The sequence below is a fragment of the Cupriavidus sp. DL-D2 genome (assembly GCF_039710735.1).
Taxonomy (GTDB): Bacteria; Pseudomonadota; Gammaproteobacteria; order Burkholderiales; family Burkholderiaceae; genus Cupriavidus.
In genome coordinates, this window is sequence record NZ_JBDKXK010000018.1 from 18189 (window position 1) to 38486 (window position 20298).

The window sequence follows — 20298 nt, forward strand, 5'->3', positions numbered from 1 at the left end:
ATGAAAAAAGGCGCCCGAAGGCGCCCTGCAAAGGAACAATGTCGATACGCGATACTGCGGATCAGAACTTGTGGCGGACACCCACGGCCACACCAACCTGGCTGGTCTTGCCCTGTTCGAGCGGATAGCCGTTGGCGAAGCTGACTGCCGAGGTGTCGAAGTTCAGGCCCGAGTTCTTCACGTACCCGGCCGTCAGGTAGACGTCCGTGCGCTTCGAGAAGTTGTAGTCGGCCACGAAGCTGATCTGCCACGGGTTCTTGGGGTTGTCGCGCACGAATGCCGACGATGCACGCATCGTCTTCACGTCGTCGTAGAAGTACGCCAGCGTCAGGCCCAGCGGTGCGGTGACCTGGTAGTTCACGCCAAACCAGTAATAGTTGTCGCGCAGCAGTTCCTGGTCGTTGGCATCGGTGGTGCGGCCGTAGCGGTATCCCGCCATCACCTTGGCCGGACCGAACGCGTAGCTGGCCGCGGCACCCACCTTGCGCGAGCGGCCCGGCTGGCCGATCGTGATAGTCGGGCGCCATTCGTCATAGGCCACCGTCAGGCCCAGGGGGCCGCTCATGTACAGCACGCCCGCACCACCGCCGGCGTTGTTGTTGAAGTTGCCAGGCGATTCGCCAGCGCCCGCGCCAGCCAGCGGCACCGGACCGATGGCAGCCACGCCCGTACCGAAGCTCCAGTGCGCCTCGGCCGTGACCGGACCCACCTTGGCCGTGTACTTCACGGTGTTGTCCGAACGGAAGTTGGTGCCCAGCTGTGCCACCACCGGCTCGTAGAGCGTCGCGTAGCCGGTCGGCGAGAAGTTCGCGAACATGTCGAACATCGTCGTGTACTGGCGACCGAAGGTCACGCGACCGTACGTGTTGCTCAACAGGCCGACAAATGCCTGACGACCGAACAGGCGGCCGCCTTGCTGCGATCTGCCATCGTCGAGACCGAAACCGCTTTCCAGCACGAACAGCGCCGAGAGGCCGCCGCCGAGATCTTCCGTACCACGCAGGCCCCAGCGCGAGCCGGACAGGCCACCGCCGGTCTGCAGGCCGACACGGCTACCGCCGCCTGCCAGCGAAGGCGGCCGGCCGTTCGGGCCCCAGCTTGCCGGATTGGTATTGAAGCCCGGTGCCAGGTTGTTGTTGTATTCGATCGGCACGTCGACGACGCCGTAGAGCGTCACGCTGGTTTGCGCGTTTGCAGCAGAGGCAAACGCGCTCATCGCGGCAAGCGCGAGTAGCGATTTTTTCATGCTGGGTGATCTCCACTTAAGAATTATTAGTTGAAGCTTCGGAAGGACCTCCTGTGAGCCCTCTACATCCTTCCGCGCTTGACTTCCTGAGAAGCTGCGGACAACTCTAGCAAAACACTTCTTTTTTCGACCCTGTGGTAAACGTCTTGTCTTCTTTTCACAACTAAGGGTTATTGGGTACGCAGGCGCAGGGTGCTCGCGCATGCATGGTCGGCATGGCTGACCTGCACAAAATGCCGCAGGTACAATGCGGGAATTCCCGAGACGCATTCGAGGCAAGCCTCTACCCATCAGTGGGGCATGTTCCATAAGCGTCGGCAGACCTATCCATTGACACGCATGGACACGTTCATCCGAGAATTCGATGTCGCACTGCGCGCAATTGCCGGTGCCACCCGCGCCGGCCGCGCCAATCCCGCCGATCGCCTGACGCCCGACACGGCGCCGATGAGCGCTGCGGACCGCCGCCATGTGGCCGGCCTCATGCGCATCAACCACGTGGGCGAGGTCTGCGCGCAGGCCCTTTACCAGGCGCAGAAGCTGACCGCTCGCACACCGGAAGTCCGCGCGCAGATGGACGCCGCCGCCGCCGAGGAGGAAGACCACCTGGCCTGGTGCGCGGAACGCCTGCGCGAACTGGGTTCACGGCCCAGCCTGCTCAACCCCGTCTGGTATGCGGGCGCATTTGCCATTGGCTGCCTGGCCGGCCGCGCGGGAGATCGCATCAGCCTGGGCTTCGTGGCCGAGACCGAGCGTCAGGTGGAACACCATCTGACCGGACATCTGGAACGCCTGCCAGCAGCCGATGGCCGCTCGCGCGCGATCCTCGAACAGATGCGCGATGACGAGATCCGTCACGGCGATGCTGCGCGCGATGCGGGTGGCGTGCCGCTGCCGGGGCCGGTGCGCGCGTTGATGCGTGCCGCATCGAAGGTCATGACTACGGCGGCGTATCGGATCTGAGTCTTAACTAAGTCGACTCTGAGTCTGAATACGGCCCCTGTGGAAAACCGCCACCAGCCCTTGCTTGGGCAGGGCTGGCGGTAAAACGTTGTATCCTTCCCCACGGCGCGGAACTGAATGCATCGCGCGCTGTCTGGCAGTCCCCCTCCCGTAGTTCTCAGGTGGTTTCTCTGCTTTGCTCCCCAAGTGCTTCATTTCATTAAGGATTCCCATTATCGGTGCGTGAAGTTTGCGCGCTAAGTCTTTGTTCTGATTAAAAAAATCCTGTTTGCCGCCCCATGGCGAGCCTTGACCGGCCAAAATGCTTCCTCTAAAGTGGGAAATAGTGTGAGGAAGTGTATTTTTGTGTGATAAACAGGGCTGTCTCTGCGATGATTCTTATCAGTTGGGACGGTCGCGGGCGAGGATGAATCGACCAGTCGGCGGCGTGAATACTGCGAGTTTCGCCAGTCACGCCGACGGCAACCGGGGGGCTTAGCTTGTTTCAGGGAGCATCGGCGCTGTCGCTGGATGCCAAGGGCCGGATGTCCATTCCGGCCAGGCATCGCGAAGCGCTGCAAACGCAGGCCGAGGGCCGGGTGACGCTGACCAAGCACCCGGACGGCTGCCTGCTGCTCTTTCCTCGCCCGGAGTGGGAGATTTTTCGCGGCCGCATCGCGGCGCTGCCTATGGATGCCCATTGGTGGAAGCGAATTTTCCTCGGCAACGCCGCCGACGTGGAGATGGACGGCGCAGGCCGCGTGCTGATTGCACCGGAACTGCGCAGTGCCGCCATGCTCGACAAGGAAGTGATGCTGCTCGGCATGGGCAGCCATTTCGAAGTCTGGGATGCCGCCACCTACGCCGCCAAGGAACAGGCGGCGATGGCGCAAGGCATGCCGGACGCATTGAAGAATTTCTCTTTCTGAAGAGGTCATGACCCCTAACGCAACGCCGGGGACCACCGCCCTGCGCCATCGCACCGTGCTGCTGGACGAGGCCGTAGACGCGCTCGTCTGGCGGCCCGACGGCGCCTATGTGGACGGCACCTTCGGAAGGGGTGGGCACAGCCGCGCGGTGCTGGCGCGGCTGGGGCCGGCCGGCAGCCTGGTCGCGTTCGACAAGGATCCGGCAGCAATCGCAGAAGCGGGCACCATCAAGGATGCCCGCTTCTCCATTGAGCACGAGAGCTTTGCGGAAATGGGCGCCCGGCTGGCAGGCCGCGCGCCTGTGGCCGGCGTGCTGCTCGACCTGGGTATCAGCTCGCCCCAGATCGACGAGGCGGCGAGGGGATTTTCCTTTCGTTTCGAGGGCCCGCTGGACATGCGCATGGACACCACGCGCGGCGTCACCGCCGCCGAGTGGCTGGCGCAGGCGGACGAGCAGGACATTGCCAGGGTGATACGAGACTATGGGGAAGAACGGTTTGCTGTACAGATTGCAAAGGCGATTGTTGCTCGCCGGCGCGAACCCGGCGATGGCGGACCACTCGCCACTACTTCAGACCTTGCCGCGCTCGTGGCGAAAACCGTCAAGACCCGTGAGAAGGGTCAGGACCCTGCGACCCGCACCTTTCAAGCTCTACGGATTCACGTCAATCAAGAGCTTGCGGACCTCGAAACCGGTCTGAAGGCTGCATACGATCTGCTGCAGGTCGGGGGCCGTCTGGTGGTGATCAGCTTCCACTCGCTCGAGGACCGCATCGTCAAGCGGTTCATGCAGGCGCACGCGCGTCCAGAGCAGGATGTCGATCCCGCGCTGCGCCGTGCGCCGCTGCGCGCGGTGGACCTGCCCCAGCCGACCATGAAGCTGCTGGGCCGCTTCAAGCCGGGTACCGAGGAAGTGGCCGAGAACCCGCGCGCGCGCTCCGCCGTGATGCGCGTGGCCGAGAAGCTTGGAGCGCAGCCGGCATGAACCGCCTGACCTTCTTTCTGCTCGCTGCTCTGATGCTCTGCGCCCTGTCCCTGGTCAGTGCGCAGCATCAGGCGCGCACGCTGTTCGTGGCACTTGAACGCGGGCAGTCCGAGGCCAAGCAACTCGATATCGACTGGTCGCGCCTGCAGTACCAACAGAGTTCGCTCAGCAAGAGTGCCCGCATCGCCGATTCGGCCCGGGACCAGCTCAAGATGTCGCCGGCGCTGGCCGGTCGCACGCACTACCTCCAGGGGGTGATACTGCCCCCCACACCTCCCGATGCCGAAAAGCCGGGCGGAGGCGCTGACAAATGACCGCCCGCCCGAACCTGAACCGCCCCCGCAACGGCAACAAGCCGCGCGGCGAGGCCGCACGTCCGCGCACCGGCCAGTTCTCGGCCAGTCCGGTGCTGGGCCTGCGCCTGCCGATGTGGCGGTCCAAGTTCGTGGTGTTCCTGATGTTTGCCGCGTTCGGGGCGCTGGCCATCCGCGCGATGTGGATCCAAGGGCCGGGCAACCAGTTCTATGAGGCCGAAGGCAAGAAGCGATTCCAACGCACGCTGGAGTTACCGGCCACGCGCGGCAAGATCCTGGACCGCAACGGACTGGTGCTGGCTACGAGTCTGCCGGTCAAGGCCATCTGGGCGGTGCCCGAGGATGTGCCGAACAATATCGACGCCCAGCAGATGCGCCAACTGGCGAAACTGCTGGAGATGTCCGAGAAGGACTTGCGCGCCAAGTTCAACGAGGACAAGAGCTTCGTCTACCTGAAGCGTCAGGTGCTGCCCGACGCGGCTGACAAGATCGCCGCGCTCAAGATCGACGGTATCCACCAGACCCGCGAATACAAGCGCTTCTATCCGGAAGGCGAGGCGATGGCGCACATCGTCGGCTTCACGAATGTCGAGGACAAGGGCCAGGAAGGGATGGAACTGGCGCGCGAGACCGCGCTGGCCGGCCGCCCGGGCGCGCGGCAGGTGATCAAGGACCGGCTGGGCCGCGTGGTCGAGGACGTCGGCATCCTGAAGACGCCGCGCGACGGCGAGGACCTGCAACTGTCGATCGACGCCAAGATCCAGTACCTGGCCTACAACGAGGTCAAGGCCGTGGTAGAGCGCCACAAGGCCAAGGCGGCCAGTGCGGTGGTCATCGATGCCCAGACCGGCGAGGTGCTGGCGCTGGCGAACTGGCCCACTTACAACCCGAACGATCGTAGCCGGCTGTCGGGCGAGCAGTTGCGCAACCGCGTGCTGACCGATACCTTCGAGCCGGGCTCGATGATGAAGCCGATCACGATTGGCCTGGCGCTGCAGCTGGGCCGCGTGACGCCGTCCACGGTGATTGCCACGACGGGAAAGTACAACTTCGAGGGTGCCACGATCTCGGACACCCACAACTATGGCTCGCTGACGGTGGGCGGCGTGATCCAGAAGTCGAGCAATATTGGCACGACCAAGATCGCGATGATGATGAAGTCCCAGGAAATGTGGGACATGTTCACGAGCGTGGGTCTGGGTCAGGCGCCGAAGATCGGCTTCCCGGGCGCCGTGGCTGGCCGCGTGCGTCCGTGGAAGAGCTGGCGCCCGATCGAGCAGGCAACGATGTCGTATGGCTACGGCCTGTCGGTGTCGCTGTTCCAGGTGGCGCATGCCTATACGATCTTCGCGCATGACGGCGAACTGATCCCGGTGTCGATGTTCAAGACCAATGGTCCGGCTTCGGGCGAGCGCATCCTCACGCCCAAGGTTGCGCGTGACGTGCGCGCGATGCTCGAAACCGTGACGGCCCCGGGCGGCACCGCCCCCGAGGCGCAGGTGATGGGTTACCGCATCGGCGGCAAGACCGGTACGGCGTACAAGCACGTTGGCCGCGGCTACGACCGCAGCAAGTACCGCGCGTCGTTCATCGGCCTGGGTCCGATGTCGAATCCGCGCGTGATCGTGGCAGTGAGCGTCGATGAACCCACGGCCGGCAGCCACTACGGTGGCGCAGTGGCCGGTCCGGCGTTCTCGGCGATCACCGGCGGCGCATTGCGGGCGCTGAACGTGCAGCCCGATTCGCCGATTCGCCAGTTGATGGTCACCGACAAGGTGGCCGAGAGCGAACCCCTGGGTGCGATGCCATGACGACCATGTCGATGCTCCCGCTCGAAGTTTCCGCCCAGGCCAGCAATGCGCTGGCCTGGCTGCGTACGCACGCCCCCGCTGGCGCGAGGCTGACCGGCGACACGCGCCGCCTGCAACCCGGTGATGTGTTCTTTGCCTACGTGCTTGGCAACGAGCGCCTGGCGACCGATGGGCGTCCGCATATCGACAAGGCCATCGCTGCCGGCGCGTCGGCCGTGATCTACGAATCCGACGATTTCGACTGGTTCCAGGGCGACGCCGTGCCGCACCTTGGCGTGTCGCGCCTGCACGAACTGGCAGGACCGATCGCGGCCGGCTGGTACGGCATTGCGGCACGCGGGCTGGCCGTGACCGGCATCACCGGCACCAACGGCAAGACCTCGTGCGCACAGTGGCTGGCTCGCCTGCTGCAGACTATCGGCACGCCATGCGCGACCATTGGCACGCTGGGCACGGGTTTCCCTGACGCCCTGCGGCACACGGGGTTCACCACGCCCGACGCCGTGCAATTGCAGGCCAGCCTGGCTGGTCTGCATGACGAGGGCGCACGCGCCATCGCGATGGAAGTTTCTTCGCACGGCCTGGAGCAAGGCCGCGTGGCCGGCACCGGGTTTGCCGTGGCCTTGCTGACCAACCTGACGCAGGACCACCTCGACTACCACGGCACGATGGCCGAGTACGAGGCGGCCAAGGCGATGCTGTTCCAGTGGGATGGCTTGCGGGTGGCCGTGCTCAATCGTGACGATGCAATGGGTGGCCGCCTGCTGGCTGGCAACGCTGCCGCCGTCAGCGCGCCGCAGGTGATCGAGTATGGCATCGACGGCAAGGCCGGCGCCACGGCGGGGCGGGCCCAGTGGCTGCGCGCCACCGACGTGCGCGCCACGGGCACCGGCACCGCATTCCGCGTCGACGGCAGCTTCGGCACGGCCGAGATGACCACGCCGATGATCGGCGCCTTCAACGTCAGCAACCTGCTGGCCGTACTTGGTGCTGCGCTGGCGCAGGGAGTCGCGTGGGATGCCGCGTTGGCCGCGTTGCGCACGCTGACGCCGGTGGAAGGCCGCATGGAACTGTTCGGCGGCCATGATGCACCGCTGGCAGTGGTCGATTACGCCCATACGCCCGACGCGCTGGTGCAGACGCTGACCGCGCTGCGTCCCGTGGCCGACGCCCGTCAGGGCCGGCTCTGGTGCGTGTTCGGCTGCGGCGGCGATCGCGATGCCACCAAGCGCCCGTTGATGGGCGGGGTGGCCGAGCGGCTGGCCGACGACGTGGTACTGACCAGCGACAACCCGCGCAGCGAAGATCCGCGCGACATCCTCGAACAGATTGCCGATGGCATGCAGGACCGTAGCCGCGCGAGGCTGATCGAGGACCGTGCCGCTGCCATTCTCCATGCAATCAAGCACGCCGCCCCGGCAGACGTGGTGCTCGTGGCCGGCAAGGGCCATGAAGCCACGCAGGAGATCCAGGGACGCAAGCGGCCGTTCTCGGACCGCGAACATGTGCGCCTGACCCTGGGCGCACGGGGGGTGTCGGCATGAATGGAACCCCGATGACGAATTTGCAGCAAGCCGCCGGCTGGATGGCCGGTGCGCGTATTTCAGGCGATGCCGCGCGTACGTTCACGCGCGTGCATACCGACAGCCGTACCGTCGCCGCTGGCGACCTGTTCGTGGCGCTCAAGGGCGAGCGGTTCGACGCACACGATTTCCTGGCCGATGTGGTGGCGCGCGGCGCCGCCGCGGTGCTCGTCAGCGATGACGCGGCCTTGGCCGGACTCGATGTTCCGGCGCTGATCGTGGCTGACACGCGCATCGGCCTGGGTGAACTGGCTGCCGGCTGGCGCCGCCAGTTCACGCCACCCACGGTGGCCGTGACGGGTAGCAACGGCAAGACGACGGTCAAGGAAATGATCGCCGCGATCTTCGCGGCGGCCGTGGGCGAGGCCGACCGGCTGGCCACGGGCGGCAACCTGAACAACGATATCGGCCTGCCGCTGACGGTGCTGCGCCTGCGCGCGCACCACCGGCTGGCCGTGCTCGAACTGGGCATGAATCATCCGGGCGAGACGGTCTACCTGGCGGGCATCGCCCAGTCGACCGTGGCCGTGATCACCAACGCCCAGCGCGAGCACCAGGAGTTCATGGTCAGCGTGGAGGCAGTGGCGCACGAGCATGCCAGCGCGATTGCGGCGCTGCCGGCTGACGGCGTGGCCGTCTTCCCGGTGGATGCCGAAAGCGGCGGCGCGCACGTGGCCATCTGGCGCCAGGCGGCCGGCACGCGTCGCGTGCTGGCGTTCGGCACCGATGCGTCCGCCGATGTGCGGGCCACGGTTTCGCTCGAGGATGGTGTGCAGGTATTGCATGTGGACGCGGAGGATAAAACGTTCGACTTGCGCCTGCCACTGCTGGGTGCACACAACGTGCGCAACGCGCTGGCCGCCACGGCCTGCGCACTGGCGGCGGGCGTGGACGTGGCAGCCATCCAGCGAGGCATTGCAGGATTTGCCGCCGTGAAGGGGCGCCTGCAGGTCAAGCACACGCCTGCCGGCGTGGTTGTGATCGACGACACCTACAACGCGAACCCGGATTCGGTGCGCGCCGCCATCGACGTGCTGGCCGGGTTTGCCGCGCCCCGCGTGCTGGTGCTCGGCGACATGGGCGAAGTGGGTGACCAGGGTCCGGCGTTCCATGCGGAGATCGGCGCTTATGCGCGCGAGCGTGGCATCGAAACGCTTTGGACGTTGGGCGAACTGGCGCCGCACGCGGTGCAGTCGTACGGCGCCGGTGCGCGCCATTTCGACAAGGCAGAGGCGCTGCTGGACGCGCTGCAGCAGGACAGGGAGGGTGTGGTGGCCGGTGCGGCCGCCGTGCTCGTGAAGGGATCGCGCTTCATGCGCATGGAACGGATGGTCGATGCGCTGGTCGCAACACCTTCCGCTCACTAATAGAAGACATACGATGTTATTGGCTCTGGCCCAGTGGCTGCAAAACGATTACAGCTTCCTGCGGGTCGTCAACTATCTGACTTTCCGCGCGGTGATGGCCAACCTCACCGCGCTTGTGATCGGCCTCGGTTTCGGGCCGTGGGTGATTCGTCGCCTCACCGAACTGAAGATCGGCCAGGCCGTGCGCACGATTGGCCCGCAGACGCACCTCGTGAAGGCGGGCACGCCCACGATGGGCGGCGTGCTGGTGCTGATCTCGATCGCCATCTCCACGCTGCTCTGGTGCGACTGGGGCAACCGCTTCATCTGGGTGGTGCTGCTGGTGACGATCGGTTATGGCGCCGTGGGTTGGGTAGATGACTATCGCAAGGTGGTCTATCGCGATCCGCGTGGCATGTCGAGCCGCGAGAAGTTTTTCTGGCAGACGCTGATCGGACTCGTCGCGGCCGTCTATCTGGCGTTCTCGGTGTCCGAGGCCAGCAACGTGCGCGTCTGGAGCCTGTTCCTGGGCTGGATCGAAGGCGGCATGTTTGCCGACGTGCCGTACAAGACCAACCTGATCGTTCCGTTCTTCAAGGAAATCAGCTACCCGCTGGGCGTCACGGGTTTCATCATCCTGACCTACCTGGTCATCGTGGGATCGAGCAATGCCGTGAACCTGACCGATGGCCTGGACGGCCTGGTCATCATGCCGGTGGTGCTGGTGGGCGGTGGCCTGGGCGTGTTCGCCTATGTGATGGGTAGCTCGGTCTACAGCAAGTACCTGCTGTTCCCGCACATCCCGGGGGCTGGCGAACTGCTGATCTTCTGCTCGGCCATGGCCGGCGCGGGGCTGGCGTTCCTCTGGTTCAACGCGCACCCGGCACGGGTGTTCATGGGTGACGTTGGCGCGCTGGCGCTGGGCGGCGCGCTGGGCACCATCGCCGTGATCGTGCGCCAGGAAATCGTGTTGTTCGTGATGGGCGGGATCTTCGTGGTGGAAACGCTGTCGGTGATGCTGCAGGTCACGTGGTTCAAGTTCACGAAGAAGCGCTATGGCGAAGGCCGGCGCCTGTTCCGCATGGCGCCGCTGCACCACCATTTCGAACTGGGCGGCTGGAAGGAAACGCAGGTGACCGTGCGGTTCTGGATCATCACGATGCTGCTGGTGCTGATCGGGCTGTCGTCGCTGAAGCTGCGCTGAGCGCATTCGTCTCTCTATATAGATAAAGGCAGGAAATCGAAGTGTTTGGCGCGTTGCAAAAACCTCAAGTGCTGGTACTGGGCCTCGGTGAATCGGGGCTGGCCATGGCACGCTGGTGCGGCCTGAACGGCTGCCGCGTGCGCGTGGCCGACACGCGCGAGGCGCCCGCCAACCTGTCCCCGCTGCAATCGGAACTGCCGTCGGCGCAGTTCGTCGGCGGGCAGTTCGCCGAAGCGCTGCTCGACAACATCGGCCTCGTGGCAATCAGCCCGGGGCTGTCGCCGCTGGAGGCGGACACCCGCGCGCTGATCGAGGCCGCGCAGGCGCGTGGCATTCCGGTCTGGGGAGAGATCGAACTGTTCGCGCAGGCGCTCGGTTATCTCGAAGCCACGTCGGGTTACGCTCCGAAGGTGCTGGCGATCACCGGCACCAACGGCAAGACCACGACGACTGCATTGACTGGCCGGCTGGCCGAACGGGCGGGCAAGACCGTCGGCGTGGCCGGCAACATCAGCCCGTCGGCGCTGGACAAGCTCTCGGCATGCATTGCCAGCGCTACGCTGCCTGATGTCTGGGTGCTGGAACTGTCGAGCTTCCAGCTTGAGACCACATATTCCCTGGCGCCCCATGCGGCGACTGTGCTGAACCTCACACAGGATCACCTGGACTGGCACGGCTCGATGGAAGCCTATGTCGCATCCAAGGCGCGCATCTTCGGCCCGGCCGACAAGGGTTGCGTGCAGGTGCTGAATCGCCAGGACAGGCTGACGATGGACATGGCCCGTGCCGGGGCGTCACTGGTGACGTTCGGCACCGACCTGCCCGAAGTGGCTGGCAGCTATGGCGTGCTGCGCGATGGCGGCATGCCGTGGCTGGCCGTGGCCGTGGCCGAGCCCGATCCCGAAGCGGAGAGCGAGCAGAAGCCGCGCCGCCGCAAGAAGGACGAGGTGGCAGAAGCCGCCGTGCCGGTGCGTCACAAGCGCCTGATGCCGGCGGACGCGCTGCACATCCGCGGCATGCACAACGCCACCAATGCTATGGCCGCGCTGGCCCTGTGCCGCGCAATCGACCTGCCGTTGAATGCGCTGCTGCATGGACTGCGCGAGTATCGCGGCGAGCCGCATCGCGTGGAATGGGTGGCGACGATCGACGAAGTCGAATATTTCGACGACAGCAAGGGAACGAACGTGGGTGCCACGGTGGCCGCGCTGAACGGGCTGGACAAGCGCGTGGTGCTGATCGCCGGCGGTGAAGGCAAGGGGCAGGATTTTTCGCCGCTGGCCGCGCCGGTGGCGCAGTACGCGCGGGCGGTGGTGCTGATCGGCAAGGATGCCGGGGCGATCCGCGAGGCACTGGGCACCGGAGCGGAGATCGTCGACGCTGCTTCGCTGGAAGACGCCGTGGAGAAGTCGGCAGCGCTGGCGGAGTCAGGCGATGTCGTGCTGCTGTCACCGGCATGCGCCAGCCTCGACATGTTCCGCAATTACGTCCACCGCGCGCAGGTGTTCCGCGGCGCCGTGGAAGAACTGGCCTTGTCCCGGGGGATCATGCCATGAGCGAGTCGCAGGTCAAGCGCAGCGGATTCATCGGCGCCACCATCGGCAATGCCTGGGGTGGGCTGCGTGACGCGGTCTCGGGCGTCAAGCCGACCCGTTCGCGCATGATGGAGTACGACCAGCCCTTGCTGTGGGTGGCGATCGTGCTGCTGACGTTCGGCCTCGTGATGGTCTATTCGGCGTCGATTGCGCTGCCCGATTCGCCGCGCTACGCCAACTACCGCGAGGTGCATTTCCTGACGCGCCACGCGTTTGCGTTGTTTGTCGGCCTGTCGATGGGGCTCGTGGCATTCCAGATTCCAGTGAAGGTCTGGGACAAGTACGCCCCGAAGCTGTTCCTGATCGCGCTGGCACTGCTGGTGATCGTGCTGGTGCCATTCGTCGGCAAGGGCGTGAACGGTGCGCGGCGCTGGATTCCGCTCGGCGTGATGAACTTCCAGCCCTCCGAATTGATGAAGCTGGCCGTGGTGCTGTACGCCGCCAACTACACGGTGCGCAAGCAGGAGTGGATGCAAACCGTCGCCAAGGGCTTCCTGCCGATGGGCGTGGCCGTGGTGGTGGTGGGCATGCTGCTGCTGCTGGAGCCAGACATGGGCGCGTTCCTTGTGATCGCGGCCGTGGCCATGGGCATTCTGTTCCTGGGTGGTATCAACGGCAAGCTGTTCGCCGGGCTGGTGGGCGTGGCGGTGGGCGCGTTCGGCCTGCTGATCACGGCATCGCCATGGCGGCGCGAACGGATTTTTGCGTACCTGAATCCGTGGGAAGAGAGCAATGCACTGGGCAAGGCATACCAGCTCACGCACTCCCTGATCGCCTTCGGGCGCGGCGAATGGACGGGCGTGGGCCTGGGTGGCAGCATCGAGAAGCTGCACTACCTGCCCGAAGCGCATACCGACTTCATCCTGGCTGTGATCGGTGAGGAGTTCGGCTTCATCGGCGTGCTGGTGATGATTGTGCTGTTCTACTGGCTGGTGCGCCGCTGCTTCAACATCGGCCGCACCGCACTGCAACTCGACCGCACCTTCGCTGGGTTGGTAGCCAAGGGCATGGGCGTGTGGATCGGCTGGCAGACGTTCATCAACATGGGCGTGAACCTGGGCCTGCTGCCGACCAAGGGGCTGACGTTGCCGCTGGTGAGCTACGGCGGCTCGGGCATTTTGATGAACTGCGTGGCGTTGGCGATCGTACTGCGGATCGATTATGAAAATCGAGTGTTGATGCGCGGAGGGAAGGTATGACAGCGCGCACCCTTCTCGTCATGGCTGGCGGCACCGGAGGACACGTGTTCCCCGGGCTGGCGGTCGCGCATGCATTGCGTGACGAGGGCTGGCGCGTGGTCTGGCTGGGTAATCGCACGGGCATGGAAGCCACGCTGGTGCCGAAGCACGACATCCCGATGGAGTTTATCCAGTTCGGCGGACTGCGCGGCAAGGGCCTGGTGACCAAGTTCATGTTGCCGCTGAACCTGCTGCGCGCGTTCTGGCAGAGCATCGGCGCGCTGCGCCGGGTGAAGCCGGATGTGGTGCTCGGCATGGGTGGCTACATCACGTTCCCGGCGGGGATGATGGCGTCGCTGCTGGGCCGGCCGCTGGTGCTGCATGAGCAGAACTCGATTGCAGGGCTGACCAACAAGGTACTGGCGAAGGTGGCCGACCGCGTGCTGTGCGCGTTCCCGGATGCACTGCCGGACAGCGAGTGGACCGGCAACCCCGTGCGCGCGGAACTGGCGACCATCCCGGCGCCCGAGTCGCGCTATGACCACCGCACCGGGCCGCTGCGCATCCTCGTGGTGGGCGGCAGCCTTGGCGCGGCCGCGCTCAACGACGTCGTGCCGAAGGCGCTGGCGCTGTTGCCCGAGGCCACCCGGCCCACGGTCAAGCATCAGGCCGGCGCGAAACAGATTGACCAGCTCCGCGCGAACTACGCGGCAGCGGGCGTGGCCGGCGAGACCGTGCCATTCATCGACGACATGGCGGCGGCGTATGCCGATGCCGACCTGGTTATCTGCCGCGCGGGCGCGATGACGGTTTCGGAAGTGGCGGCCGCTGGGGTGGCCGCGCTGTTCGTGCCCTTCCCGCACGCGGTGGACGACCATCAGACCACCAACGCGATGTTCCTGTCGAAGCAGGGCGCGGCGTTGCTGGTGCAACAGAACGAACTGGGCGCGGAAGGACTGGCGAAAACCATTGCCAGCCTGACGCGCGAGCAACTGAAGGACATGGCGCGCGCGGCGCGCAGCCTGGCCAAACCTGAGGCAACCCGGCGCGTAGCCGAGATCTGCCGGCAGGCGGCGGGCGAAAAGTGAAACGAATTCCATGAAGCATATCGTCAAGAACATCCACTTCGTAGGCATCGGTGGCGTCGGCATGAGCGGCATCGCGGAGGTCCTGCTGAACCTGGGCTACAAGGTCTCGGGCTCCGATGTGGGCAGCAATGCTGCCACGCGGCGCCTGGCCTCGCTCGGCGCACGCGTTTGCCACGGCCATGATGCCGCGAACGTGGAAGGCGCCAACGCCGTGGTGGTATCCACCGCGGTGGCCAATGAAAATCCCGAAGTCCTGGCCGCCCGCGCCAAGCGCATCCCGGTGGTGCCGCGCGCGGTGATGCTGGCCGAACTGATGCGCCTGAAGCAGGGCGTAGCCATCGCCGGCACGCACGGCAAGACGACCACGACCAGCCTCGTGGCCTCGGTGCTGGCCGAAGGCGGGCTGGACCCGACGTTCGTGATTGGCGGCCGGCTGAATTCGGCTGGCGCCAACGCGCGGCTGGGCACCGGTGATTTCATCGTGGCCGAGGCCGATGAGTCGGACGCGTCGTTCCTGAACCTGTTCCCGGTGATGGAAGTCATCACCAACATCGACGCCGACCACATGGACACCTACGGGCATGACTTTGCCCGGCTCAAGCAGGCGTTCGTGGAGTTCACGCAGCGACTGCCGTTCTACGGCATCGCCGTGGTATGCGTCGATGATCCGAACGTGCGCGAGATCCTGCCGTTCGTGTCCAAGCCCGTGGTCCGCTACGGCTTTGCCGAGGACGCCCAGATCCGTGCCATCAACGCGCGCGCCGTGGATGGCCAGATGCATTTCACGGTGCTGCGCCAGTTGAACGGCCACGCCGAGCCGCCGCTGGATATCGTGCTGAACCTACCGGGCGACCACAACGTGCAGAACGCACTGGCCGCCATCGCCATCGCCACCGAACTGGAGGTGCCCGACGCCGCCATCGTCAAGGCGCTGCGCGAGTTCCATGGCGTGGGTCGCCGCTTCCAGCGATATGGTGAAGTGGCGACGCCCGACGGCGTCGGCACGTTCACGCTGGTGGACGACTACGGCCACCACCCGGTGGAAATGGCCGCCACGCTGGCCGCCGCACGCGGCGCGTTCCCGGGCCGCCGGCTGGTGCTGGCCTTCCAGCCGCACCGCTTTACCCGGACGCGCGACTGCTTCGAGGACTTCGTGAAGGTGCTCGGCACCGTGGATGCGCTGCTGCTGGCGGAAGTCTATGCCGCTGGCGAGGCACCAATCGTGGCCGCCGATGGCCGCGCCATGACCCGCGCGTTGCGCGTGGCAAACAAGGTGGAACCCGTTTTTGTGGAACAGATCGAGGATATGTCCCAGTCGATCCTGAATGCCGTGCGACCTGGCGATGTGGTCGTGACAATGGGTGCCGGCTCGATCGGCGCCGTACCGGGACAACTGGTGTCGCACCAGACGGGAGGCCAGCAATGAGCTTCGTGGCCCATCCCAACATCGATCCGAAATCGCTGGGCAAGGTTGGCGTGCTGCTGGGCGGCAAGTCCGCCGAGCGCGAGATCTCGCTGATGTCCGGCAACGGCGTGCTGGCCGCGCTGAAGTCCCGTGGCGTGGACGCGCACGCGTTCGATCCCGCCTTGCAGTCCGTGGCGGAGCTCGCTGCAGCCAAGTTCGACCGCGTCTTCATCGCCCTGCATGGCCGCTACGGCGAGGACGGCACGATGCAGGGCCTGCTCGAACAACTGGGCGTGCCCTACACCGGTAGCGGCGTGCTGGCCTCGGCGCTGGCGATGGACAAGCAGGCGACCAAGCGGCTGTGGATGACCCACGGCCTGGCGACGCCGCGCTTTGCGATGCTGGACGCGAACACAGATTTCGACGCCGTGGTGCGTGACCTGGGCCTGCCGCTGATCGTCAAGCCGGCACGCGAAGGTTCGTCGATCGGCCTGACCAAGGTGACCGCCGCCGACCAGATGCAGGCCGCGTTCCAGAAGGCCGCCGACTTGGATAACGACGTCATCGCCGAGTCCTTCATCGACGGCGCGGAGCTGACTTGCCCGGTCGTGGGCGAGGGCGCGAGCGCCGCGGCGCTGCCAGTTATCAAGATTGTTGCGCCTGAGTCGAACTACGACTATCAAAATAAGTACTTTACTGACGATACCCAATACCTGTGCCCCTCGACTTTGCCTGAAGCGCTGGAGAACGAAGTCCGCGCGCTGGCCGTCGAAGCATTCCGCGTACTGGGTTGCCGAGGCTGGGCCCGCGCGGACGTGATGTTGACGCGCGACGGCAAGCCGTACCTGCTCGAAATGAATACCTCGCCTGGCATGACCGGCCATTCGCTCGTGCCGATGGCGGCGCGCGCGCAGGGCATCAGCTACGAGGATTTCGTGATGCAGGTGCTGGCGATGGCCACGCTGGATCTGCATCCGAACGAGCATTGGAAGCCCGAGTAACCCTGAAACGACGACCCGAAGACCCGACCAACCATGTGGCATAACGCGCGCCTGCTCAACCTGATCGCCTCAGCGCTCTACGCGCTGGTGGCGCTCATGGCGCTTGGCGCGGGGTTGCTGTGGTTGGCGCAGCGGCCCGTGTTCGGCATCACGCATGTGGAGCTGACCTCGATGGAAGGTGGTCAGCTGCGACACGTGAACGCGCCGAGCGTGCGCGCCAACGCGCTGGGCAAGCTGACGGGCAATTTCTTCACGCTGGACCTGAACGCGGCCCGCCAGGCGTTCGAGTCGGTGCCCTGGGTGCGCCACGCCAGCGTACGGCGCGAATGGCCGAACGGGTTGGCGGTGCAGGTGGAAGAGCACGAGGCGCTGGGCACGTGGGGCAGCCCGGACAGCGGCCGGCTGATCAACACCTACGGCGAGGTGTTCGTGGCCAACACGGCCGAGGCCGAAGAGGATGCGCAACTGCTGGCGCTGGATGGCCCGCAGGACAGCGAGGAAGACGTAGTGGAAAAGCTGGAAATCATGCGCGAGTGGTTCCGGCCGATGAAGGCCGAGCCGCTGGCGGTGGCGCTGTCGGGCCGCTACGCGTGGCGCGCGAAGCTGTCCAACGGCATGGTGGTCGAACTCGGCCGCGAGCAGAACGATGAAGACCGCGCTGCCATGGAGGCGCGGGTGAAGCGCTTCGTGGCCTCGTGGCCGCAGTTGACGGAGCAGTGGGGCAAGCAGATCGAGTATGCCGACCTGCGCTACCCCAATGGTTTTGCGATCCGCGCGGCCAGCGTGCGCTTCCTGACCGATGCCCAGGCCGCCGCGGCAGCCAAGGCAGCGGCGAAGGCGGCGGCCACAGGCACGGCGGCGGCGCCCCAGGCGGCTTCGGCCGGTAATACCAATAACAATCCGACGCGACTCAAGAGCAAGAACGCGGAGAAAAGTCGATGAGCAAGGAATACAAGGACCTACTGGTCGGTCTCGACATCGGCACCTCGAAGGTGGCGGCCGTGGTGGCGGAACTGCGCCCCGACGGCAGCTACGAGGTCATCGGGATGGGTCAGTCCGAGTCCAAGGGTCTGAAGAAGGGGGTCGTGGTCAACATCGAAGCCACCGTGCAGTCGATCCAGCGCGCGCTGGAGGAGGCCGAGCTGATGGCCGACTGCAAGATTGCCGAGGTGTTCACCGGTATCGCCGGCAGCCATATCCGCAGCTTCAACTCCAGCGGCATGGTGGCGATCAAGGACAAGGAGGTCACGCAGACGGACGTGGCCCGCGTGATCGAGACGGCCAAGGCGGTCAATATCCCGACCGACCAGCAGATCCTGCACATCCTGACGCAGGAGTTCATCATCGACGGCCAGGAAGATGTGCGCGAGCCTATCGGGATGAGCGGCATCCGCCTGGAAGTAAAGGTGCATATCGTGACCGGCGCGGTCAGCGCGGCGCAGAACATCGTCAAGTGCGTGCGCCGCTGCGGGCTGGAAGTGCATGACCTGATCCTGCAGCCGCTGGCGTCGAGCCTGGCCGTGCTGACAGAGGACGAGAAGGAACTGGGCGTGGTGCTGGTCGATATCGGCGGTGGCACGACGGACATCGCGATCTTCAGCGAAGGCGCGATCCGCCATACGGCGGTGATTCCCATCGCCGGTGACCAGATCACCAACGACATCGCGATGGCGCTGCGTACGCCGACGCCCGATGCCGAGGATATCAAGATGCAGTACGGCATTGCCAAGCAGGCGATTGCCGATCCGGAAGACATGATCGAAGTGCCTGGTGTTGGCGATCGCGGGACCCGCACGCTGAGCCGGCAGGCGCTGGCGGCGGTGATCGAGCCGCGCATCGAGGAACTCTATTCGCTGGTGCATCAGGTGGTGCGCGAGTCGGGCTACGAGGAACTGCTGTCGTCGGGCGTGGTGATCACCGGCGGCACGGCGATGATGCCGGGCATGGTCGAACTGGGCGAGGACATCTTCCTGAAGCCCGTGCGCGTGGGTGTGCCCGAGTATCGCGGCAACCTGCACGAGGTGGTGAAGAGCCCGCGTTATTCGACCGTGATGGGGCTACTGCAGGAAGGCTGCGTGCAGCGCATGCGCGGGCGCAAGGTGGCGGTGCAGAGCGGACAGGTCAAGCAGGTGTGGACACGCATGAAGGAATGGTTCGTCGGCAACTTCTGAAGCCGTCGCGTGTCAGGAAAGATTCAGTGCCGAGATCCCGGATCGCGGCACGAAGAGCAGGTCAGACGTTTCACCGGCCATATTGGCCAGGCAGTTTTTGATGGTTTCTTGTTCAGGAGCCAAGGGTTGCGGCGGGGAGGCTGCAGCGTTTGGGGACTGATTTTTCTCGGAGGCAGTGATGGACTTTGACATGATCGAAACGGAGATTCAGGACGGCACCATCATCAAGGTGGTGGGCGTGGGCGGTGCGGGCGGCAACGCCGTGCAGCACATGATCAGCCGTGGTGTGCAGGGCGTGGAATTCATCTGCATGAACACGGATGCCCAGGCTCTGAAGCGCTCCAGCGCATCGCGCGTGCTGCAACTCGGCAATACGGGGCTGGGCGCCGGCGCCAAGCCTGAGGTGGGCCGCAACTGCGCAGAACAGGCGCGCGAGCAGATCGCTGATTCGCTGCGTGGCGCACACATGGTCTTCATCACTGCCGGCATGGGTGGCGGTACCGGTACCGGTGCCGCGCCGATCGTGGCACAGGTGGCCAAGGAAATGGGCATCCTGACCGTGGGCGTGGTCAGCAAGCCGTTCGACTTCGAAGGCGCCCGCCGCGCCAAGGTGGCCGAACATGGTTCGGGCGAGCTGGAATCGTCGGTGGATTCGCTGATCGTCGTGCTCAACGAAAAGCTCTTCGAAGTCATGGGCGACGACGCCGAGATGGACAAGTGCTTCCAGTGCGCCGATGACGTGCTGCACAACGCTGTGGCTGGCATCGCTGAAATCATCAATGTCGATGGTCTGGTGAACGTCGACTTTGAAGACGTGAAGACGGTGATGGGCGAACAAGGCAAGGCCATGATGGGCACGGCAACCGTGTCTGGCGTGGACCGCGCCCGCCTGGCTGCCGAGCAGGCTGTGGCCAGCCCGCTGCTGGAAGGCGTGGATCTGTCCGGCGCGCGTGGCGTGCTGGTCAACATCACGGCCAGCCGCTCGCTGAAGCTGTCGGAAACCAAGGAAGTCATGAACACGATCCGCAGCTATGCCGCGGAAGATGCGACCGTGATTTTCGGTACGGTGTACGACGACGCGATGGGCGACGCACTGCGCGTGACCGTGGTGGCAACGGGCCTGGGCCGTTCGGCCAAGAAGCAGCAGCCGATGACGCTGCTGAAGACCGGTACGGACAACATGCCGGTGCAGATGATGTCGGGCATGACCGCCGCCACGTCGCACGCGCACGCCGCGCCGGACTACAGCAACCTGGATACGCCCGCCGTGTGGCGCAGCTCGCGTGAGTCCGCATCGGCTCACGTGGCGGCACTGCAGGAAAAGGGTGTGGATACGTACGACATCCCGGCCTTCCTGCGCAAGCAGGCAGACTGAGTTGGGCTCCGGCAGGGCAGCGGTAACAGCCGTGCGCCTGGCAGGTGGTCCTTGGTCCTTTACGCGTCGCGCGAGCGCTCCCTATCCGCTCGGCGATTGCCTGGACTGACGCGATACCCGTCAGG

General features: G+C 65.3%; 18 protein-coding genes. 16 read left to right on the forward strand and 2 right to left on the reverse strand.

Annotation, left to right across the window (positions count from 1 at the left end; translation table 11 throughout):
• Positions 1-61: 61 nt before the first annotated feature.
• Positions 62-1246 (reverse strand): porin, encoded by a 1185-nt coding sequence (locus ABDB81_RS12280; RefSeq protein ID WP_160472998.1) that lies wholly within the window; start codon positions 1244-1246, stop codon positions 62-64.
• Positions 1247-1585: 339 nt separating this feature from the next.
• Here ABDB81_RS12280 and coq7 point away from each other — a divergent pair, with 339 nt between their 5' ends.
• The 15 genes from coq7 (at position 1586) to ftsA (ending at position 18798) form a co-directional block, all read left to right on the forward strand.
• Positions 1586-2209, forward strand: coding sequence for a 2-polyprenyl-3-methyl-6-methoxy-1,4-benzoquinone monooxygenase (gene coq7, locus ABDB81_RS12285; protein WP_137923397.1), 624 nt, complete (start codon positions 1586-1588; stop codon positions 2207-2209).
• Positions 2210-2688: 479 nt separating this feature from the next.
• On the forward strand, positions 2689-3117 hold the full coding sequence (mraZ, locus tag ABDB81_RS12290) for a division/cell wall cluster transcriptional repressor MraZ (RefSeq protein WP_137923385.1): 429 nt from the start codon (positions 2689-2691) through the stop codon (positions 3115-3117).
• A 7-nt stretch (positions 3118-3124) separates the two neighbouring features.
• Positions 3125-4102, forward strand: a complete 978-nt coding sequence (gene rsmH / locus ABDB81_RS12295) for a 16S rRNA (cytosine(1402)-N(4))-methyltransferase RsmH (protein ID WP_137923384.1) — start codon at positions 3125-3127, stop codon at positions 4100-4102.
• Positions 4099-4416 carry a cell division protein FtsL gene (ftsL, locus tag ABDB81_RS12300; RefSeq protein ID WP_137923383.1) on the forward strand — a complete coding sequence of 106 codons (318 nt, stop codon included), beginning with the start codon at positions 4099-4101 and terminating at the stop codon, positions 4414-4416. The genes rsmH and ftsL overlap by 4 nt, the downstream gene beginning before the upstream one ends.
• A complete protein-coding gene (locus ABDB81_RS12305; RefSeq protein ID WP_346811327.1) occupies positions 4413-6227 on the forward strand; it encodes a penicillin-binding protein 2 in 1815 nt (604 codons plus the stop codon). The genes ftsL and ABDB81_RS12305 overlap by 4 nt, the downstream gene beginning before the upstream one ends.
• The gene (locus ABDB81_RS12310; protein ID WP_346811329.1) at positions 6224-7771 is read left to right on the forward strand and encodes a UDP-N-acetylmuramoyl-L-alanyl-D-glutamate--2,6-diaminopimelate ligase; all 1548 of its coding nucleotides are present in this window, start codon (positions 6224-6226) and stop codon (positions 7769-7771) included. The genes ABDB81_RS12305 and ABDB81_RS12310 overlap by 4 nt, the downstream gene beginning before the upstream one ends.
• Positions 7768-9177: a UDP-N-acetylmuramoyl-tripeptide--D-alanyl-D-alanine ligase gene (gene murF / locus ABDB81_RS12315; protein WP_346811331.1), complete on the forward strand. Its 1410-nt coding sequence runs from the start codon at positions 7768-7770 to the stop codon at positions 9175-9177. Before ABDB81_RS12310 ends, murF begins: the two co-directional genes overlap by 4 nt.
• Before the next feature lie 13 nt (positions 9178-9190).
• Positions 9191-10360, forward strand: a complete 1170-nt coding sequence (mraY, locus tag ABDB81_RS12320) for a phospho-N-acetylmuramoyl-pentapeptide-transferase (protein ID WP_137923379.1) — start codon at positions 9191-9193, stop codon at positions 10358-10360.
• Between the two features lie 41 nt (positions 10361-10401).
• Complete coding sequence (gene murD, locus ABDB81_RS12325) at positions 10402-11916, forward strand: UDP-N-acetylmuramoyl-L-alanine--D-glutamate ligase (RefSeq protein WP_346811333.1); 1515 nt, start codon at positions 10402-10404, stop codon at positions 11914-11916.
• Positions 11913-13154 carry a putative lipid II flippase FtsW gene (gene ftsW / locus ABDB81_RS12330; RefSeq protein WP_137923377.1) on the forward strand — a complete coding sequence of 414 codons (1242 nt, stop codon included), beginning with the start codon at positions 11913-11915 and terminating at the stop codon, positions 13152-13154. Before murD ends, ftsW begins: the two co-directional genes overlap by 4 nt.
• The gene (gene murG, locus ABDB81_RS12335) at positions 13151-14221 is read left to right on the forward strand and encodes an undecaprenyldiphospho-muramoylpentapeptide beta-N-acetylglucosaminyltransferase (protein WP_346811335.1); all 1071 of its coding nucleotides are present in this window, start codon (positions 13151-13153) and stop codon (positions 14219-14221) included. Before ftsW ends, murG begins: the two co-directional genes overlap by 4 nt.
• A gap of 10 nt (positions 14222-14231) precedes the next feature.
• Positions 14232-15647: a UDP-N-acetylmuramate--L-alanine ligase gene (gene murC, locus ABDB81_RS12340; RefSeq protein ID WP_160472991.1), complete on the forward strand. Its 1416-nt coding sequence runs from the start codon at positions 14232-14234 to the stop codon at positions 15645-15647.
• Positions 15644-16627, forward strand: coding sequence for a D-alanine--D-alanine ligase (locus ABDB81_RS12345; protein WP_160472990.1), 984 nt, complete (start codon positions 15644-15646; stop codon positions 16625-16627). The genes murC and ABDB81_RS12345 overlap by 4 nt, the downstream gene beginning before the upstream one ends.
• Positions 16628-16660: 33 nt before the next feature.
• Positions 16661-17569 (forward strand): cell division protein FtsQ/DivIB, encoded by a 909-nt coding sequence (locus ABDB81_RS12350; protein ID WP_137923373.1) that lies wholly within the window; start codon positions 16661-16663, stop codon positions 17567-17569.
• Positions 17566-18798 (forward strand): cell division protein FtsA, encoded by a 1233-nt coding sequence (ftsA, locus tag ABDB81_RS12355; RefSeq protein ID WP_061955279.1) that lies wholly within the window; start codon positions 17566-17568, stop codon positions 18796-18798. The genes ABDB81_RS12350 and ftsA overlap by 4 nt, the downstream gene beginning before the upstream one ends.
• A gap of 12 nt (positions 18799-18810) precedes the next feature.
• Here the strand turns inward: ftsA and ABDB81_RS12360 are convergent, their stop codons facing one another.
• On the reverse strand, positions 18811-18990 hold the full coding sequence (locus ABDB81_RS12360; protein ID WP_346811337.1) for a hypothetical protein: 180 nt from the start codon (positions 18988-18990) through the stop codon (positions 18811-18813).
• On the opposite strand from ABDB81_RS12360, the gene ftsZ reads away from it, so the two are divergent.
• A complete protein-coding gene (gene ftsZ / locus ABDB81_RS12365) occupies positions 18977-20173 on the forward strand; it encodes a cell division protein FtsZ (protein ID WP_137923371.1) in 1197 nt (398 codons plus the stop codon). The two genes, ABDB81_RS12360 and ftsZ, sit on opposite strands and share 14 nt — an antisense overlap.
• The last annotated feature ends 125 nt before the right edge of the window (positions 20174-20298 follow it).

Excerpts from the sequence above, each read along its gene's own strand:
- murG (WP_346811335.1), top strand. The coding sequence starts at position 13,151 with ATGACAGCGCGCACCCTTCTCGTCATGGCTGGCGGCACCGGAGGACAC.
- ABDB81_RS12280 (WP_160472998.1), bottom strand. The coding sequence starts at position 1,246 with ATGAAAAAATCGCTACTCGCGCTTGCCGCGATGAGCGCGTTTGCCTCT.
- ftsL (WP_137923383.1), top strand. The coding sequence starts at position 4,099 with ATGAACCGCCTGACCTTCTTTCTGCTCGCTGCTCTGATGCTCTGCGCC.
- ABDB81_RS12305 (WP_346811327.1), top strand. The coding sequence starts at position 4,413 with ATGACCGCCCGCCCGAACCTGAACCGCCCCCGCAACGGCAACAAGCCG.
- ABDB81_RS12345 (WP_160472990.1), top strand. The coding sequence starts at position 15,644 with ATGAGCTTCGTGGCCCATCCCAACATCGATCCGAAATCGCTGGGCAAG.
- ABDB81_RS12360 (WP_346811337.1), bottom strand. The coding sequence starts at position 18,990 with ATGTCAAAGTCCATCACTGCCTCCGAGAAAAATCAGTCCCCAAACGCT.
- rsmH (WP_137923384.1), top strand. The coding sequence starts at position 3,125 with ATGACCCCTAACGCAACGCCGGGGACCACCGCCCTGCGCCATCGCACC.
- ABDB81_RS12350 (WP_137923373.1), top strand. The coding sequence starts at position 16,661 with ATGTGGCATAACGCGCGCCTGCTCAACCTGATCGCCTCAGCGCTCTAC.
- ftsW (WP_137923377.1), top strand. The coding sequence starts at position 11,913 with ATGAGCGAGTCGCAGGTCAAGCGCAGCGGATTCATCGGCGCCACCATC.
- ftsA (WP_061955279.1), top strand. The coding sequence starts at position 17,566 with ATGAGCAAGGAATACAAGGACCTACTGGTCGGTCTCGACATCGGCACC.
- murF (WP_346811331.1), top strand. The coding sequence starts at position 7,768 with ATGAATGGAACCCCGATGACGAATTTGCAGCAAGCCGCCGGCTGGATG.
- ABDB81_RS12310 (WP_346811329.1), top strand. The coding sequence starts at position 6,224 with ATGACGACCATGTCGATGCTCCCGCTCGAAGTTTCCGCCCAGGCCAGC.
- murC (WP_160472991.1), top strand. The coding sequence starts at position 14,232 with ATGAAGCATATCGTCAAGAACATCCACTTCGTAGGCATCGGTGGCGTC.
- ftsZ (WP_137923371.1), top strand. The coding sequence starts at position 18,977 with ATGGACTTTGACATGATCGAAACGGAGATTCAGGACGGCACCATCATC.
- coq7 (WP_137923397.1), top strand. The coding sequence starts at position 1,586 with ATGGACACGTTCATCCGAGAATTCGATGTCGCACTGCGCGCAATTGCC.
- mraY (WP_137923379.1), top strand. The coding sequence starts at position 9,191 with ATGTTATTGGCTCTGGCCCAGTGGCTGCAAAACGATTACAGCTTCCTG.